General features: G+C 55.1%; 12 protein-coding genes. 11 read left to right on the top strand and 1 reads right to left on the bottom strand.

Features of this window, described 5'->3' with window-relative positions:
• The first annotated feature begins 30 nt into the window (after nt 1-30).
• The 11 genes from FRH_RS17970 to cysQ all read left to right on the top strand — a co-directional run bounded on the left by FRH_RS17970 (nt 31) and on the right by cysQ (nt 16,439).
• Nucleotides 31-819 carry a polysaccharide lyase gene (locus FRH_RS17970; RefSeq protein WP_281997426.1) on the top strand — a complete coding sequence of 263 codons (789 nt, stop codon included), beginning with the start codon at nt 31-33 and terminating at the stop codon, nt 817-819.
• Between the two features lie 22 nt (nt 820-841).
• The gene (locus tag FRH_RS17965; RefSeq protein WP_281997425.1) at nt 842-2,008 is read left to right on the top strand and encodes a nucleotide sugar dehydrogenase; all 1,167 of its coding nucleotides are present in this window, start codon (nt 842-844) and stop codon (nt 2,006-2,008) included.
• Nucleotides 2,009-2,106: 98 nt separating this feature from the next.
• On the top strand, nt 2,107-5,175 hold the full coding sequence (locus tag FRH_RS17960) for a glycosyltransferase (protein ID WP_281997424.1): 3,069 nt from the start codon (nt 2,107-2,109) through the stop codon (nt 5,173-5,175).
• A gap of 187 nt (nt 5,176-5,362) precedes the next feature.
• The gene (locus FRH_RS17955) at nt 5,363-6,763 is read left to right on the top strand and encodes a hypothetical protein (protein WP_281997423.1); all 1,401 of its coding nucleotides are present in this window, start codon (nt 5,363-5,365) and stop codon (nt 6,761-6,763) included.
• Nucleotides 6,764-6,849: 86 nt separating this feature from the next.
• On the top strand, nt 6,850-9,108 hold the full coding sequence (locus FRH_RS17950) for a glycosyltransferase family 2 protein (protein WP_281997422.1): 2,259 nt from the start codon (nt 6,850-6,852) through the stop codon (nt 9,106-9,108).
• The gene (locus tag FRH_RS17945; RefSeq protein WP_281997421.1) at nt 9,086-10,207 is read left to right on the top strand and encodes an aminoglycoside phosphotransferase family protein; all 1,122 of its coding nucleotides are present in this window, start codon (nt 9,086-9,088) and stop codon (nt 10,205-10,207) included. The genes FRH_RS17950 and FRH_RS17945 overlap by 23 nt, the downstream gene beginning before the upstream one ends.
• Entirely contained in the window at nt 10,204-11,253 is a 1,050-nt protein-coding gene (locus FRH_RS17940; RefSeq protein ID WP_281997420.1) for a glycosyltransferase, read from the top strand. Before FRH_RS17945 ends, FRH_RS17940 begins: the two co-directional genes overlap by 4 nt.
• 33 nt (nt 11,254-11,286) lie before the next feature.
• On the top strand, nt 11,287-12,882 hold the full coding sequence (gene pgm, locus FRH_RS17935; RefSeq protein WP_281997419.1) for a phosphoglucomutase (alpha-D-glucose-1,6-bisphosphate-dependent): 1,596 nt from the start codon (nt 11,287-11,289) through the stop codon (nt 12,880-12,882).
• A gap of 177 nt (nt 12,883-13,059) precedes the next feature.
• Entirely contained in the window at nt 13,060-14,757 is a 1,698-nt protein-coding gene (pgi, locus tag FRH_RS17930; RefSeq protein ID WP_281997418.1) for a glucose-6-phosphate isomerase, read from the top strand.
• Entirely contained in the window at nt 14,754-15,608 is an 855-nt protein-coding gene (locus tag FRH_RS17925) for a UTP--glucose-1-phosphate uridylyltransferase (protein ID WP_281997417.1), read from the top strand. Before pgi ends, FRH_RS17925 begins: the two co-directional genes overlap by 4 nt.
• A gap of 66 nt (nt 15,609-15,674) precedes the next feature.
• Nucleotides 15,675-16,439 carry a 3'(2'),5'-bisphosphate nucleotidase CysQ gene (gene cysQ / locus FRH_RS17920; protein WP_281997416.1) on the top strand — a complete coding sequence of 255 codons (765 nt, stop codon included), beginning with the start codon at nt 15,675-15,677 and terminating at the stop codon, nt 16,437-16,439.
• Nucleotides 16,440-16,522: 83 nt separating this feature from the next.
• Here the strand turns inward: cysQ and rfaH are convergent, their stop codons facing one another.
• Nucleotides 16,523-17,038: a transcription/translation regulatory transformer protein RfaH gene (gene rfaH / locus FRH_RS17915; protein ID WP_281997415.1), complete on the bottom strand. Its 516-nt coding sequence runs from the start codon at nt 17,036-17,038 to the stop codon at nt 16,523-16,525.
• Nucleotides 17,039-17,087: the final 49 nt, after the last annotated feature.

Raw genomic sequence — 17,087 nt, 5'->3', positions numbered from 1 at the left:
ACACGTCTTGGTGTCTGAGCATACTAGTTGATGAATAAGCTTTGGATAACCCTTGGTACCTTGCTTTTTTTATTGTTATTGGCATGGCAGCCTTGGGAAGCAACCTCAACCCTCGACGATGCTATAGAGCGCTTCGAGAGCAAACCGCTATCTCCAGTAGGGCAAGCCATTCTCGATCATCCTCTAACCTATTTAGTCCCTTTAGAAGGAATGGGTGGAACGCAGGCACTCAAAGTTGAGTATCAAGGATTTGAAAGAGGGAGTAGGCGGGTGGTTGCTACACCGCGAATTCCTCGCGCCGATGTTTACGAGCTGTCGTTTTGGGTACGGTTTTGTGATGGCTTTGATTTTGCTCGTGGCGGCAAGCTCCATGGATTAGGCCCTGCACGCCCGGTAACAGGAGGCGACGGCATTACGCCTGAAGGGTGGAGCGCTCGCCTGATGTTTCGTGGTGATGGGGGCTTACAAACCTACGTTTATCACCAAGACATGGCGGGTAGGTTTGGCGACACTGACGTGGCCAATGGTTTTTCATTCGAGCCTGGCCGCTATCATCACATTGTCATGCGCGTCCAGATGAATACACCGGCGTCGGCCCGTAATGGCAGCATTGATGTTTGGGTTGATGATAAACTGGTCATCCAGCACGATGCGCTTCGCTTTCGTGATCGTGTGACACCCGAGAGCAACATTCAGCGTCTTCTTTTCAGCACGTTTCATGGGGGCAGTAGCCCAGAGTGGGCACCTCGAAACGACGACGGCAGTTATAAAACCGATTGCGCCTTTTTTGATGACATCACAGTAACGTCATCAACGTGATTTTTGGTGGAGTATTTTAAGGATGAAGATTGCAGTAGCTGGCACCGGTTATGTGGGGCTCTCTAACGCGATGCTTCTGGCCCAGCATCATGACGTGGTCGCGGTAGACATCGTGCCTGAGAAGGTCGAGCTGCTGAACAACCGCGTATCACCTATTGATGATGCTGAAATTTCAGCGTTTTTGGCGCGTGAAGACCTGCATTTTACGGCCACCCTGGATGCCGAAGCCGCTTACCAAGATGCGGCGTTTGTAATTATTGCCACCCCTACGGATTACGATCCACAAACCAACTACTTCAACACTAAAAGCGTTGAAGCGGTGATTCAGCAGGTGATGGGTATTAACCCAAATGCGGTCATGGTGATTAAATCTACTGTGCCGGTAGGGTATACCCAAGAGGCCTCTGAACGCTTTAATACCGAAAACCTGCTGTTCTCTCCTGAGTTTTTGCGGGAAGGTAAGGCGCTTCACGATAACCTTTACCCTTCGCGCATCATCGTGGGTGAGCGTTCTGAACGAGCGGCTACATTTGCCGAGCTGCTTAAACAGGGGGCGATTAAGCAAGAGGTTGACGTGCTGCTTACCAACAGCACAGAGGCTGAAGCCATCAAGCTCTTTGCCAATACGTACTTGGCCATGCGCGTGGCGTACTTTAACGAGCTGGACACTTACGCCGAAACCCACGGGTTAGATGCCAAGCAGATTATTGAAGGCGTGGGCCTAGACCCGCGAATTGGCAAGCACTACAACAACCCAAGCTTTGGATACGGCGGCTACTGCCTGCCTAAAGACACCAAGCAGCTGCTCGCCAACTACGAGGATGTGCCGAACAATATGATTCAGGCCATCGTTGACGCAAACCGCACCCGTAAGGATTTTATTGCCGAGTCGGTAATGCGCCGTAACCCTGAAGTGGTTGGGGTGTACCGTTTAATTATGAAAACGGGGTCTGATAACTTCCGCGCCAGCGCCATGCAAGGCGTGATGAAGCGCTTGAAGGCTAAAGGCATCGAAGTGGTGGTGTATGAGCCGGTGCTGAAGGAAGAGAAGTTCTTCGGCTCTAAGGTCATTCGTGATTTCTCCACCTTCAAAGAGACATGCGACGTTATTCTCGCTAACCGTATGGTGGAAGAGTTACAAGACGTGGCGGATAAGGTGTATACCCGCGACCTGTTTGGCAGTGATTAAGCTTGGCCCGTCGGTCATCATCGGTTGTTGTAAAATCGGTTGTCGTAAAAGGGGCCTGTAAGGGCCCTTTCCTTTTTAGTGAATAGGCGGTAAGCACGTTGTTAAGCCAATTGTTAAAGCGCTGGTTCGCACGCAAGCCTGCTGCTGAAAGTGCAGAGCAGCAGGCGGCTCGGCTTTCGTTCGATGCCCAGTGGTATTTGGCGCGCTACCCGGATGTGGCGGCTGCAGGCATGGACCCATGGCAGCACTATTGGCAGCATGGGCGCTTTGAAGGGCGGCTGCCTCAGCAAAATCGTGCGATTGCCTGGGAGCACGCCCTTTGGCGCGGTGCCGAGGCGGTTATGCTACCTCGCTTGCAGCGGCTACTAAGCGATGAAACGGTCAGTGCTGAAGAGGAGCTGTCGGCTCGGGTGGCGCTAGCGCGTTGGTTCCGTTGGCAGGAGCAATGGGGGCAAGTGGTTGCGCTGTTAATGCCTAACGGCGTGCTTGCCCACCCGCCACAACAGGCGCACGCGCAGCAGGAGCGTGAGCGTTTACATACTTTACTGTTACTAACCGAGGCGTATTGCCGGTTAACCGGTGATGCCGCTGAACCCAGTGTGCTCTCTCAACTTAGCCAAGTTGTCGAAGCGCTAGAGGGTGAGTTCCCCAACTCGCCGGATACCGCCTTGGCCCGAGCGAATCTGTTATGGGTGCAGCATGATCCCGCGACGACTCAGCACTTTAAGACTGCTCGGCTTGAGCACCTGAACCGGTTTTTTTCGGCCCATGGATTAGGCGAATTAACGCTTCAGCAGCCGTCCCAGCCGCTTACCATTGATAACCTGTGCGCGGTGGCTATGCCTGCGCCCTCTAATAGCGACCAGGCTTGGCCGTTGGTGAGTGTCATTGTGCCGCTGTTCAATGCCGGGGCGTCTATTGATACGGCCTTGGGGTGCTTACTGGCCCAGCGGGGCGTTCGGTTAGATATCGTGGTGGTGGATGATGCTAGCCAAGATGACTCCGCGGCGCGCGTACAACGCTGGATAGCCCGCTGCCCACCGCATATCACCCTGCAATGCATTCAGCACGAGGTGAATCAAGGCGCTTATGCCGCTCGTAATACGGGAGCTGCCCAGGCGCGTGGCGATTACATTACCGTGCACGATAGCGATGATTGGTCGCATCCCGATAAGCTGCGTTTGCAAGTGGCAGCACTTGAGCAGCACCCCCATGCCAAGGCGTCGTTGAGTGATTGGGTGCGTGCGACGCCAGCACTGCTATTTCATCGTTGGCGGTTAGACGAGTATGGCTGGGTGTACCCCAATATTTCTTCGCTGATGGTGCGCCGTGAGGTACTCGATACACTGGGCTACTGGGATGATGTAAAGGTCAATGCCGATACCGAATACCGGGAGCGTTTGGTGGCTGCCTATGGGGAATCGGCCGTGCAGCACGTACTGCCGGGTGTTCCGTTAGCGATCGGCAGGGCGAGTGCGGAGTCGCTTAGCCAGCGCAGTGAGTCCCATCTTATTTCTCAGTTTACCGGCGTTCGGTATCACTACATGGCGGCTGCACGGCGTTGGCATCAGGCGGCTTCTACCCCGGCGGCGCTCTATATGCCGCGCTACCCGCAGCAACGCCTGTTTTATGCGCCTACTGCTATGCTTCGCGATGGTAAACAAAACGCCTCCCCGCTGGCGCTGGAAGACCAGTTAAGAGCCTCTGGGTTATTCGATGCGGGCTGGTACCTAACGCGCTATATCGATTTACAGCAAGCCATGGTGGACCCCTTCGAGCACTTCTGTCGGGCTGGTTCAGCAGAAGGGCGTGACCCCGGCCCAGGGTTTTCAACCAGCGGTTACCGCCGCCGCCATGCCAATGCGTTGGCGCAAACAGGCCTATCCCTTAGCGAGCAAGCCCCTTGGGAACACTACCTGCTTCACGTTGCTGATTTGCCAGAGCAGCAGGCTATTCAAGAAGCGCTGCCAGAGTGGCAAGGGCAGCCGATGATAGCAGGCAGGCCTACGGTGATGGTGTGCGCCCACCAGTTAGGTTCACAGCTGTTTGGTGCAGAACGTAGCTTGCTGGATGTGTTGGATGCCATGCAGGCGCTGAGCTGGAACACCATTGTAGTGCTCCCTGAGGCCGGTAATGCCGATTATGAGGCCGAGTTGCTGGCGCGGTGTTGTGTATTAGCCGTGGTGCCTTATGGCTGGTGGCAGGTGGGTAAAGTGCCAGTAGAGCCGTGTGTGGCTCACCTTCAGGCGATGATTGGGCGCTACTCTGTACAGGCGGTGCATGCCAATACCCTGGTGTTGGATGAGCCGCTGGTGGCAGCCAAACGCGCTGGCGTGCCAGCCGTAGTGCATGTCCGTGAACTGCCCGCGCATGACCCGGCGCTGTGCTCTACGCTTGGTGCAACTGCAGAGGAGCTGCGCCTGCGGGTGCATCACTGCTCGGATATCGTGATAGCCAACTCCCAGGCGGTGGCCCAAGCGTTTGATGGTGAAGCACTGAAAGATGCCTCACCCATCTACGTGGTGCCCAATACCATTCACATGGCACCGCTATTAACGTTGCCGGTTCCCCAGCCATCTCCTGTGTTCAACGTGGGTATGCTGAGCAGCAACTTGCCCAAAAAGGGGCTGGACGATATTGAGGCGGTCGCGAGGCGCCTAGAAGGCGTTATAAACGTGCAGTTTCGTCTTTACGGGCCTGAGACCCCGGCGATGAACGCGCTTATGGAACGCGTAAGTAAAGGCTTGGCACCGTCATCGCTAGTGCATGCGGGGTACGTGGAACATCCTGTCCAAGCGCTTGCCGAGGTGGATGTGGTGGTGAACCTCTCGCGTTTCCAGGAGTCTTTTGGCCGAACTGTACTGGAAGCCATGGCCGCAGCGCGGCCTGTCGTGGCTTACGCTTGGGGGGCGCTGCCGGAATTGGTGGTGGACGGTGAAACGGGTTATCTCATCCCTTTCGGCGGAAGCAGCCACATAGATGAGCAACCAGTTGCACACGCAATGGATTCAACCGCTGAAAACGTCGCTGAAAAAATCGCGTTCTTGGCTCAGTCGCCTGATGTGGTTGAGCAGCTTGGCAAAGCGGGCCGAGAGCGGGCGCTTGCTCATTTTTCTGCCGATGCACTGGCGGCGGCGCTTCAAAAGGCTTATCAGCCCTGGTTGTGAAACACAGATATTAATCTCGTACACCGACCGCTTATCACCAACCCTGGGTCATTCGTGGCGTTAATGCGGTATTGAGTGATGAATATTCACCTTGGCGATGATCACGTTTTAGGTTGTGTGGGTCGCTGATCGCTGGGTTAGACAAGGAATGCACTGTTTGGGTACGAAACACGAGTTAAAACGTAGTTTGAAAAATTGGTTAAAACGCTGTTTATCAGACCGGCCTGCTGATGCCCTGGAAGGCGCTCCGGTGAAAGCGTGGTCGTTGGATTATCCTTCACCAGAGCGCGAGGCGTGCTTTGTCGCTGCTGGCCGAGTGGTGCAGGGCTGGGTGCTGTTTGATGACGCTGCGTTTGCAGACAGTGCAGAACGCGATGCCGTGCTCAGCAGCGCCCGTGTGGCGGCAGGCTGGGATGCGGTTTATGAGTTAAGCCATCCGCTGGAGGTGGCGAGGCCCGATGTGATTGAGAGAGTGCTGCAAGCAGAGCCTTCACAGCACGCTCAACGACATTGCGGGTTTCGATTCTCTATTCCTCATCGCGTTAAGCGCTTCAAGCTTTGGTTGGTGATTGATGATCAGCGCTGGCCGCTTAAAGATATTGTGATTGAAGAAGAGGGTAATACGCCGCTGCCTTCTGTTCTAAAAGTGCTGAAAGGGCGGGATGGCTGGCTGTTTCTAGATAACGATACCAACGGCAGCGTTGACCAATATGCGGGGCGTTTGCTGCTCACCGCCGAGGGGGTAGGCGCTTGGCAGCACTACCTGCAGGAAGTTGAGCGGCAGGCCAACTTACAGCAGGCTCACTATGCGGTGCTCGTTGCGCCTTCTAAAGAGAGCGTGATGGGGCCGCGCTATCACCCGGTGGCGGAAGGCAGTACAGGGCCTATTTTTCAGCTGCTGGCGCTGCCAGAGGCAAGCCGGTTTGTTTACCCCGTGCCAGCGTTAACGGCATTGGGGAATGACGCCTTTATTCAAACGGATACCCACTGGGCACCCTTGGGTGCGTTAGCCGCCACCAAGGAGTTGGCACTGGCACTTGGAATCAGCGCAGAGGCCATAGAGGCGCAGTTCGCAGCGGATAGCTACCATGCACGCTCAGTCGGCGGGGATCTGGGGAATAAGCTAGAACCAAAGCAGCGTTGCCAGGTGCAGTCGCTTCGCTCGTTCAACTACAACCGCTGCCGGTATTTTGATAATGGGTTGCCCAACTTTGGCCGCTTGTTGGTCTTGGTAAATGAAGCGGCCTTACTCCCAGTTACCTGCCTCATTTTCGGCTCCTCCTCCAGCTACTCGACGTTTAACTATCTTTGCCGATTGTTTAAGCATGTCGTTTTTGTGCATAGCGCAGGTAGCCTAGACCCTGAGCTTATTTCCGCCGTGAAGCCGGAGTATCTGGTGATTCAAACCAATGCCCGTTTTGTGGTGCAAGTGCCCAAAGTGGAGCAGTCGCTGCACCAGTTAATAGATGAAAAGCGTGCCCGGCTCAGTGATGACGACATCGTGCAGGTGAATAAGCGCCAGGTGCTGGTGCCAGAAGATGACGCGGTTATCCAATCACTTGGTTTGGTGGCTTGGGCATCGCTGTAACCCATTGGTTTAGAAACCACACTAGGCGTGTGGGTTCTTGTTGGGGCTGGTAACATGCCTCTTTCTGTATGCCGGACGTTTGTTTAATGAAATTGATGACTGACCAGCTCAAGTCTGCATGGCCTTTGCACCAACGCAGTCCCGCTCACTTTGCGCCTATACAGCAAATAGAGGCTGGTAAGGGCGGGGAGTGGGTGAGTCATGGCGAAACCCCCCTACTGAATATGCAGGGGGCGCTGCCTTGGCCCGGCTGGAATATGATCGAGATAGAGGCAGAGCCCAGCATCGCCGGTTCTGCGGCGACGGTCACGTTTGAGTCGTCTCGCGCTACGGTCTCCTACGAGTTTCCTATTCGTCACGGTAAAGTGACCAAGCGCATTGTGTATGTGCCTTGGGGGGTAAAGCGTGCAACATTGATGCCTATGGGGTCTGCTGGGCGCTTTATGCTGCGCCAGTTGCGGTTTGTGTGGCTTACCCCACCCTTTGCGTATAACCGCATGCTTCAGCGGCTTGCCAATATTCACGACCACTACCGGGATTTACCGCTGCCCGAGGTCATGCAAAGCCTCAAGCAGCAAGCAGCCAAGCAAGGCCGGAAGTGGCAGCAGATTGCGCTTGAAGATTATGAAACCACGCTGATCAGTATGTCGATTAAGCGCCATTATCAAAAATGGATACGCTTAATCGAACGCCGCCGTGCGCCCAGCGAACACGATGTGGCTAAACAGCGTCATCTTCAGCGTTTCGAGTGCAGCGTGCTGCTGCTGAGCAGTACCCTTGAAACACTGCCCTTGGCGCAGTTCAAAGCTCAGCTGGGCGAGAGTTTGGCGAGTGTGGCTGAACAGTCGTTGGCGGCGCATCAAGTCGTGCTTTTATTATCCCCCAACCGGCGCGAAGCCCTGCAGCATTGGCTGGAAGAGTGGCAGCGGGAACTTGCTGGCTTGGTGGTAGTAGAGAGCGAAGCAACGACCCTGGCCAGCCAACGCGTTGAGGCGCTCACTTACTGCGAACATGCCTGGGTGTGGTATTTGCGGCCAGGGGATCGCTTGGCCACGGCAGCCATCTACTATGCGGCTAAGATTGCTGAAGGTAACCCCCAAGCGAAGCTGCTTATCGCCGATGAAGATGCATTAGATGAGCATGGAATACGCCACTCACCGCGCTTTAAGCCCGACTGGAACCCAGACTTACTGCTCTCTATGCCCTATACAGGGCGTGCGGTGTGCTATCAGCACGCCATTATTCCGCGTTTATCCGCTCAACAGTGTGGCGAACACAGCGACCATGCCGATTGGTTAGATTATGCGCAGGTGCTCAGCGTTGTTCGTCGTGCTGATTTTAGCCCTGAATGGGTGGCACATGTGCCACACGTGGCCTATCACGGCCACCCAGAAACGGTCTCGCTTTCTTATGTGCCGCTGGTGCAGCAACACCTCAATAGCGTGCACACCCAAGCGCAGGTAAGTGAAGGGCTGTTGCCGGGCACTCAGCGAGTGCGCTGGCCGATGCCATCGCCTGAGCCGTTAGTCAGCCTGCTGGTGCCCACTCGAGATGGCGTGAATATTTTAAAGCCCTGCGTAGACGCTATTTTGGATCGCACGGACTACACCCACTTTGAATTGCTGATTCTGGATAACCAGAGCACCTGCCCGGAAACCCTGGCCTATTTGAAAGAAGTCGCCGCGCGGGATTCCCGCGTGAAGGTGCTGTTGTGGGATGCGCCCTTCAACTACTCCACGATTAATAACTTTGGTGCCGCCAATGCCAAAGGCAGCATTATCGGCTTGATCAACAATGATGTGGAACCCACCGAAGGTACGTGGCTAACGGAAATGGTGGAGCAGGTGTCTCGCCCCGAGGTGGGCTGTGTGGGGGCGAAGCTCTATTACCCCAATGATACCGTGCAGCATGGCGGTGTGATTCTTGGGCTTGGCGGGTTAGCCGGTCACGCTCACCGTTTCTTCCAGCGCGATGACGATGGTTACATGGGGCGCTTGAAGGTCACTCAAAACCTCTCGGCGGTGACGGCTGCTTGCCTACTGCTTCGTAAAGAGGTGTTCGATGAGGTGAGCGGGCTGAATGAGCAGGATTTAGCCGTTGCTTACAACGATGTAGATTTATGTATTAAGGTGCGCGAGGCGGGGTACCGCAACGTTTGGACCCCTTATGCGGCGCTTTATCACCATGAGTCTATTTCTCGCGGGGCGGATGACACCCCTGAAAAGCGGGCGCGTTGGCTGAGTGAGTACGCATACATGCGTAAAACCTGGGGCGAGCTGTTAGATAGTGACCCTGCCTATAACCCTAATTTGACGCTGGTGCATGAAGATTTTTCGCTCCGTTAATGCTGTGCAGGGGGCGCTTGATCGGGTTAGTGCCGACGGGGTGCGGGGTTGGTGTGCTTCTTCCCCGGCGGTGAGCATCCGCGTGAATGGTATGCCCTATTTTTCCGCCTTTTGTCATGTGGAACGGCGCGATGTGCAAGCTGCCTTAGGGATTGAAAAACCGGTGGGCTTTAATGTGCCACTGCGTTTGGCTTTGGGCGACATGGTGGAGGTAGCCGGTGTGGATTGCCAACCGTTGCCGGGCAGCCCGCAGCGTGTAGGGGCTAGTGCTTGGTTGCCTGTTTCAGCAGCCCAACGGCCCGCTTTTGCACCATTAGAAGCGCTTTTAAAAGCATTTGGTGCCAGCCATTTCAAGCCGTTTTTTAAGCGCAGTGCTGAACTTACCGCCGTGGCGCTACGGGGTAATAACCAGCCCGATATGCTGGTCAAGCTAGCAGGCACGCCCGCCCATATTGCTGATATCAAGGCGTTTTATCGGCAGGTAATAGAGCCCCATGCATTGCCCGCGCCTGGGTTGATACCGCCATCCACTACGCCATTACCAAATGACTATTTGATATACCGTTATGTAGACGGTGCATCGTATTCGGCAGCGTCACAGCTATCAGACAGCGCTCGGCAGCAGGTCATTCAGCTGCTAGCAACGTTGCATGCCATACCTGGCGGTACCTTAAAGCGTGAGAATACACAGCAACCCTACTGGCAACAGCTGCAGCGCCAGGTGTTACGTCAAGCGCTTGCCACACTGGATATCGCTTATGTCCGGCAGATAGTCTCCATGCGCCGCCTAGTTCAGCGGCTGCCTACGGTGCTTTCCCATGGCGATTTACACGCAGGTAATGTGCTGGTGGATGACACTGAAGGGGCGCTGGCTTTAATTGACTGGGACCGCTGGGGGGCATTGCCAGTGGGCTATGATGAGGCGTGTTTTTTGCGTGGCCTGCCATTTCGACAGGCATTGGATTACTTGCCTAAACAGCGTGATCTACGGTTAGGGTTTGCGATTATTAGCTTTTGGCTAGGTGTCGTGCAAAACGAGCAGTTTCGCACAACATCACAAGCGCAAGAGATGATGGGTTATATTGAGGGGCGCTTGTGAACCAGCCAAGCAGATGGCTCGTGCTCAGCGATGGCGCTAAGCCTACCGAGGATATTTACTTCCTCGAATCCGCTGTACCGGCACTGCGCGAGAAGGGCGTTCAGGTTGAACGGGTAGTGGCTGCGCGTTTTTTCGCAGCGGCAAGGTTTCACGGCCCATCGTTACTGCGCCGTTTTGCGGGTGCGAATCTTTTGCTCTGCCGGTCGTTGCCCTTTAGTTGGCTGCGCTGGTTGGCCCGCCATCGCCGTGACTTCGGTTATGTGGTGTATTTAATTGATGACGATATTGTGGCCGCGGCTGACGATGTCACGCTGCCTGCGGCGTACCGCCAGCGTATGGCGGGTATCGCAAAACGGCAGCCCGACTTGCTAGCCCTGTGCGATGAAGTGGTGGCCTGTAGCGATGCACTGGCTGCACGCTTTTCAGCTAGGCATCCCAATGTATCAGTATTAACACCACCGTTAATCGCGCCGCTCCCCACTCTGAAACATTTTGATGCACCACCTTCGGTGCACTCACCGTGGCAGATTGGTTTTCATGGCACCCGCGCGCACTTACAGGATCTTCTTCACATTACGCCTGCCCTTAGGGCATTGCTCAACGCACGCCAGGATAGTCAGTGTGAGGTAATGCTGGGTAAACATACGCCTCCGGCACTAGCCTCATTGCCTAATCTATCGGCGCCTGACCCCTTGCCTTGGTCGGTGTTTCGCCATTATCAGGCGCGCCGACGGGTCCATATCGGCTTGGCACCGTTATTGCAAACTCCCTTCAACGAAGGGAAGTCGTTTATTAAGTTCTTAGACATCGCAGCGATGGGTGGCGTGGGTATCTACTCGAAACGCTACCCTTACACAGAGGTGGTGCAACACGGTGAAAATGGATTGCTGGTGGGGGATACCCCCGATGAGTGGCGAGCCGCGCTGCAACAATTGCTTAATAATCCTGAGGCGACTGCTAACATGGCGCAACAAGCAGCTGCCGATGCGCTGCGCGTAGGTGCACCTCAACATGCGGTCGATTTTTGGCAGGCGCGTCAGCGTTAAGCGTCAGGCTTTTGATTTTAAGGGAGTAATAGAATGGATGCCGTTATACAGGCTTTTTTTGACCAAACTCCAGATGCCAATGTGGCAAAAGAGCGGGTTGCGTTTGGCACGTCCGGCCACCGTGGGCGCGCCACCGAACGCACGTTTAACGAAGCGCACATTATCGCCATTACCCAGGCGGTGGTAGATTATCGTAAAGAGGAAGACTACCAAGGCCCGCTGTTTTTAGGCGTGGATACCCATGCGCTATCACGCCCCGCCTGGGAGTGCGCGCTGCGGGTGCTGGCGGCGAATAAAGTGCCGGTGATGGTAGAAAAAGGCCACGGCTACACCGCGACTCCCTTGGTCAGCCACGCAATCTTGCAGCACAACGCGCAGCAACGCCACGCCATGCCTGCCATGAAAGCTGACGGCTTGATTATCACGCCTAGCCATAACCCGCCGGAAGATGGCGGTATTAAGTACAACCCTTACCACGGCGGCCCCGCCGATACCGAAGCCACCCAATGGATTGAGCTACGCGCCAACGCTTATTTGCTGCGTCAGCTAAGCGATATTGCGTTAGTGCCGTTGGAAGAGGCGCTTGCCCACGCCCAAGAGTATGACTTCACCGCGCACTATGTAGCGCAGTTGGGTCACGTGGTTGATATGGCGGCGATTCAAAAAGCCAACTTAACGCTGGGCGTAGACCCCATGGGCGGCACGGCGCTGCCCGTGTGGCAGGCGATTGGTGAGCATTTTGGCCTGAACCTGGAAGTCGTGAACACCACTCTTGATGCCAGCTTCGGATTTATGCCGCCCGATCACGATGGCAAGATCCGCATGGACTGCTCCAGCGCGGATGCCATGGCGAATCTGCTGAAGATTAAAGACCGCTTCGATATCGCCTTTGGCAACGACCCGGACGCCGACCGCCACGGCATTGTGGATGCCAACGGGCTGATGAACCCAAACCACTTTTTAGCGGTGTGTGTGGATTACCTGATTAGCCATCGCCCGCAGTGGAGCGATTCGCTGAAAATTGGTAAAACGCTGGTCTCTTCTTCCATGATTGACCGTGTAGTGGCGTCGCACAACCGCGAGCTGTTTGAAGTACCGGTCGGTTTTAAGTGGTTTGTGGATGGCCTGCACGAAGGCTGGCTTGCGTTTGGCGGCGAGGAGAGCGCTGGCGCAAGCCTGCTCACCCAAGACGGCGAGGCGTGGTCTACCGATAAAGACGGTATCGTGCTGTGTTTGCTGGCTGCTGAAATCATGGCCGTGACCGGTAAAACGCCCAGTGAGTATTACCAAACCCTCACCGAGCGCTTTGGCGAGCCGTTCTACAAGCGGGTCGATACCGCCTGCAGCGCGGAAGAGAAAGCTGCATTCAAAAAACTCACCGCCGAGAGCATCACCGATACCACGTTGGCAGGCGACCCGATCACCGCCATATTGGTAAAAGCGCCGGGGAACCAAGCCGCCATCGGTGGTTTGAAAGTCACCACCGAAAACGGTTGGTTCGCCGCCCGCCCCAGCGGCACGGAATCGCTCTACAAAGTGTACGCGGAAAGCTTCAAAGGGCCGCAACATCTCGACGAGCTGATTGAAAGTGCCACCACGCTGTTGTCGAGCGTGTTGACAGGGCAGTGAGTGATTCAAGATAGGCTCGCGTAGCGCGTGCGCTCCTAGGTTAAATGGAGTCTGGTGGAGTCGTGCGCTTTTCATGATGTTGTAAGTTATATGATTAACATTGGAGAGATATGGGCTGGCGTGACGCTTGCTTAGTAAATATAGGTGGCATCGCCTGTCAAATATCAAGGAAGACATATGTACACACCGTTATCAGCTCCTACTCAGCGTGTTTATACACCCGTTAATGCTCTGGTCGCTCATGCTGAGCGCCTGCAGGCTCAATCGCTCAGTGATTTGCTAGGTACGACGGAGTCCGCACAGCGTCGGGCGGAGTCTCTTGCATTCACCTTTGGCCCCCTACATGTTGATGCCAGCAAACAGCGTGTCACCTCTGAAACGCTTGCTTTGTTGGTGGAGTGGGCTCACAGCTGTGGGCTGGAATCGAAACGCCAGGCATTTTTCGGTGGTACTGAGGTTAACCCTTCTGAAAAACGGCCCGCGTTGCACATGGCCGCTCGCTGGCCAGCCAACAAAGCAGCGCCCGAGGGGATGGAAGCTGCAGCGGCATTTTGTCAAAAGCAGCACGCCAAAATGGCGAGTTTGGTTCAGCGAGTTCACCAAGGCGAGTGGTTTGGAGCGACTGGGCAAGCTATCACTGATATTGTGCACATCGGTGTAGGAGGCTCTGATTTAGGCCCCAAATTGGTGAGTGAGGCACTGGCAGACCGCCCCAGCCGTACCAAAGTGGGGGTGCACTATGTTTCGACGATGGATGGATCGCAACTGTTGCCCTTGATGGAAACGCTTAACCCAGCGACAACCTTGCTGGTACTGGCGTCAAAATCTTTCACTACGGCCGATACGCAATTTAATGTCCGTACCGCGCTATTGTGGCTTAGTGATGCGCTTGAAGTCGAAGAAGCAACCATTCGCCGCTATCAGTTGCTCGGAGTGTCATCTAAACCCGATAAAATGACCGAATTTGGCATCCCTGAAGCGCATCAATTGGCATTCAAAGAGTGGATTGGCGGCCGGTTTTCGTTATGGTCTCCGATTGGTGTGAGTGTGGCTATGCAGCTTGGGGTAGAGCACTTTGATGCTCTTTTGGCTGGCGCGCATGCCATGGACCAGCATTTCACGGCCACGCCATTAGAAGCGAATCTACCTGTGATCATGGCGCTACTGGGTGCTTGGAATTGTCAGTTTTTGAATATCCCGACGCATGCCGTACTGCCTTACGATGGTCGCTTGAAGTGTCTGGCTGCTTACTTGCAGCAGCTAGAGATGGAATCGAACGGGAAAAGCGTTGGCCTAGATGGCCGCTCCATCAATCATGCGACGTGTCCTATTTTGTGGGGCGATGTTGGACCAAACGCACAGCATGCTTTTTATCAGTTACTACATCAGGGCGGCCATACCGTCAGCGCTGATTTTGTTGCAGTGGCAGAGCGATCCGCTAGCGCGTTTGACAATGCAAATACCGCGCTGCAAGAGCAGGAAGCACTAACGCTGGCGAATTGCTTGGCACAATCGCAGCTTTTTGCGCTAGGGGATGATGCCATACCCCCTGCGTTGCGTGGCTATATGGCCCAAGGATATCGAGGCAATCAGCCTAACTCCGTTATACTGCTTAAATCGCTGAATGCTTGGTCGATAGGCGCGCTGTTGGCGCTGTATGAACATAAAGTGTTTGTTCAGTCTGTATTATGGAATATCAATCCTTTTGATCAACCTGGCGTAGAATTGGGTAAGCAGTTAGCGAATAGCTTATATCAAACCCTGGCGGGCCAGCCGATTGAACATCAGAATGTAGAAGATCCCGGTACTGCTCAGCTGCTGCGTAAAGTGAGTGAGTGGCGTCAGCAATGTAATGAAAAAGGAAGTGGTAAATGACTCAAGTACGCAAAGCGATTATTCCGGTAGCCGGTTTTGGTACGCGTTTGCTCCCGATCAGCAAGGCGATTCCTAAAGAGATGGTGCCGGTGGTGGATCGCCCCCTTATCCAGCACGTAGTGGAAGAAGCGCTGGCGTCGGGTATCAACGAAATCATTTTGGTCACGCGTGCCGGAAAATCGGCCATTGAAGATCACTTCGATGCTCACTTTGAACTCGAGCACTCGCTGGCCAGCAAGGGTAAAGATGCGCTGCTGGAAACCCTTTCGGCCATTTCGCCTAAAAAGCTGAAAGTGACTAGCGTTCGTCAGCCCAACGCCAAAGGGCTGGGTCATGCTATTTTCTGTGCCGCACACCTGTTAGATCAAGATGAGCCCTTCGCGGTGATTCTGCCGGACGTACTTGTCAAGCCGCAGGTAGGCAGCAACGTGTGTGATTTGGGTAGTATGGTTGAGCGTTGGAATGCGAACGATGCGTCGCAAATCATGGTAGAAGCGGTGCCGCAAGAAGACGTTTACCGTTACGGCATTGTCGACTGCGATGAGCCAGCCGCGGGTGAGAGCGCCACCATGCGTGGCGTGGTGGAAAAGCCCAAGCCGGAAGACGCGCCATCGCGACTTTCTGTCATTGGCCGCTATGTGCTGCCGTACCGCATCATGGAGCTGCTGCGCGATCAGCCGCCGGGTGCGGGTAATGAAATCCAGCTAACCGATGCCATCGACCGCTTGATGCAAGAAGGTCAAACCGTGCAGGCGTTCCGCATGCATGGCCGCACCTTTGATTGCGGGCACATCGAAGGCTGGCTGCAAGCCAACACCACGCTCGCCCGGGAAGCGGGATACGACGTTTGACGAGCTGTTGAACACTAAGTGTTTGAAAACCGTCCTATGGGCGGTTTTTTACTATCTGGGGGGAGTATGCGGGAATTACTCGAACAGGTGTTGGCCATTGCCAAGGACGCTGATCGCGCCATTATGACCGTGTATGCTCGTGAGTTTGATGTCACGGTTAAAGAAGATAACAGCCCGCTCACAGAAGCGGATCGAGTGGCGCATCAAGTGATACGGCGCGGGTTGGAGGCGCTATCGACGACGCTGCCGATCTTGTCGGAAGAAGATATAGAGGGCTTTTCAGGCGTGGGGAAAGAGGGCCGCTATTGGCTGGTCGACCCGCTGGATGGCACCAAAGAGTTCATCAAGCGTAATGATGAGTTTACGGTGAATATTGCGCTGATTGAACACGGTGCGCCTATTTTGGGGGTTGTCACGGCGCCTGCGCTGGGAGTCGCCTATATCGCTGCAGACGGTATGGGGGCTTTTAGAATCGACGCTGATGGACAGCGCCATGTAATTCAAGTGGCCGGCAAACCTTCACCAGGAAGCGCATGGCGGGTACTGGGCAGCCGCTCCCATGCAAGCCCCGCCTTGTCCGCTTGGTTGGAGACGCTGGGCGCTTATGAGATTCAGCCCATGGGAAGCTCGCTGAAAAGTTGTCTGATTGCGGAAGGTAAAGCCGATGTGTACCCACGGTTAGGCCCCACCAGCCTCTGGGATACCGCTGCCGCCCATGCCGTCGTGCGTTATGCAGGTGGTCGAATAGAGACCTTGGAAGGACAGCCGCTTAGCTACGCCAACCCTGCCGAGCCCCTGAATCCCTCCTTTATCGTGTGGGGATATTCGTAGCCCGACTACGATATTGCCACTCACCACTCACCACTCACCACTCACCACTCACCACTCACCACTCACCACTCACCACTCACAATTCACCGCTTCTCTAAACTCTCTACAGAAAGTTCAACATGTTGTGGGCGTTGGAGAACGTTGAGCAATACGATGGCGCGTTCTTCACCTTTGCAGCGGGTGAAGATGGCTTCTAGGTCTTTGAAGGGGCCGTCGGTGATGGTGACTTTTTCGCCAGCGGTGAAGTAACTGTGGCTGCCTTCTTGGCGATGGGGCTGGGCACGCAGGGTGTCGACGAGGGCGTCGGGTACGGCGATGGGCGTGTTGCCAAAGGTGAGCAGGCGCAGGACGCCACGCGTAGAGCGGATGGGCCGCCAGTTGCTGACGACCTGGTCTAAACGGATGAATAGATAGTAGGGAAACAGCGGCTCGGTGACGGTAGTGAGCTTGCCTTGCCGTTTGCGTTTGACATCGAGGACCGGGTGGAACACCTCATAGCCTTGATTGACGAGGTGTTCGGCGGCGCGGAAGGATTCGCTGCCTTTGCATTGAATGACGTACCAGTGGGCAGTGCTGGTCTCGATGGTTTCTTCTGCCATATGTTGCTACCCCTATTGCCCAGGTGGTTCTTCAGGTTAACGTGCCACC

Source organism: Halomonas sp. A020 (assembly GCF_027943625.1).
Classification (GTDB): Bacteria; Pseudomonadota; Gammaproteobacteria; order Pseudomonadales; family Halomonadaceae; genus Vreelandella; species Vreelandella piezotolerans.
The sequence above is the reverse complement of the archived record's forward strand: the minus strand, read 5'-3'. Positions and strand labels throughout refer to the sequence as shown.

What these genes read in the sequence shown, in the direction of transcription:
- FRH_RS17970 (WP_281997426.1), top strand. Translation starts at nt 31, where the DNA reads ATGAATAAGCTTTGGATAACCCTTGGTACCTTGCTTTTTTTATTGTTA.
- FRH_RS17965 (WP_281997425.1), top strand. Translation starts at nt 842, where the DNA reads ATGAAGATTGCAGTAGCTGGCACCGGTTATGTGGGGCTCTCTAACGCG.
- FRH_RS17950 (WP_281997422.1), top strand. Translation starts at nt 6,850, where the DNA reads ATGAAATTGATGACTGACCAGCTCAAGTCTGCATGGCCTTTGCACCAA.
- FRH_RS17945 (WP_281997421.1), top strand. Translation starts at nt 9,086, where the DNA reads ATGAAGATTTTTCGCTCCGTTAATGCTGTGCAGGGGGCGCTTGATCGG.
- pgm (WP_281997419.1), top strand. Translation starts at nt 11,287, where the DNA reads ATGGATGCCGTTATACAGGCTTTTTTTGACCAAACTCCAGATGCCAAT.
- pgi (WP_281997418.1), top strand. Translation starts at nt 13,060, where the DNA reads ATGTACACACCGTTATCAGCTCCTACTCAGCGTGTTTATACACCCGTT.
- FRH_RS17925 (WP_281997417.1), top strand. Translation starts at nt 14,754, where the DNA reads ATGACTCAAGTACGCAAAGCGATTATTCCGGTAGCCGGTTTTGGTACG.
- cysQ (WP_281997416.1), top strand. Translation starts at nt 15,675, where the DNA reads ATGCGGGAATTACTCGAACAGGTGTTGGCCATTGCCAAGGACGCTGAT.
- rfaH (WP_281997415.1), bottom strand. Translation starts at nt 17,038, where the DNA reads ATGGCAGAAGAAACCATCGAGACCAGCACTGCCCACTGGTACGTCATT.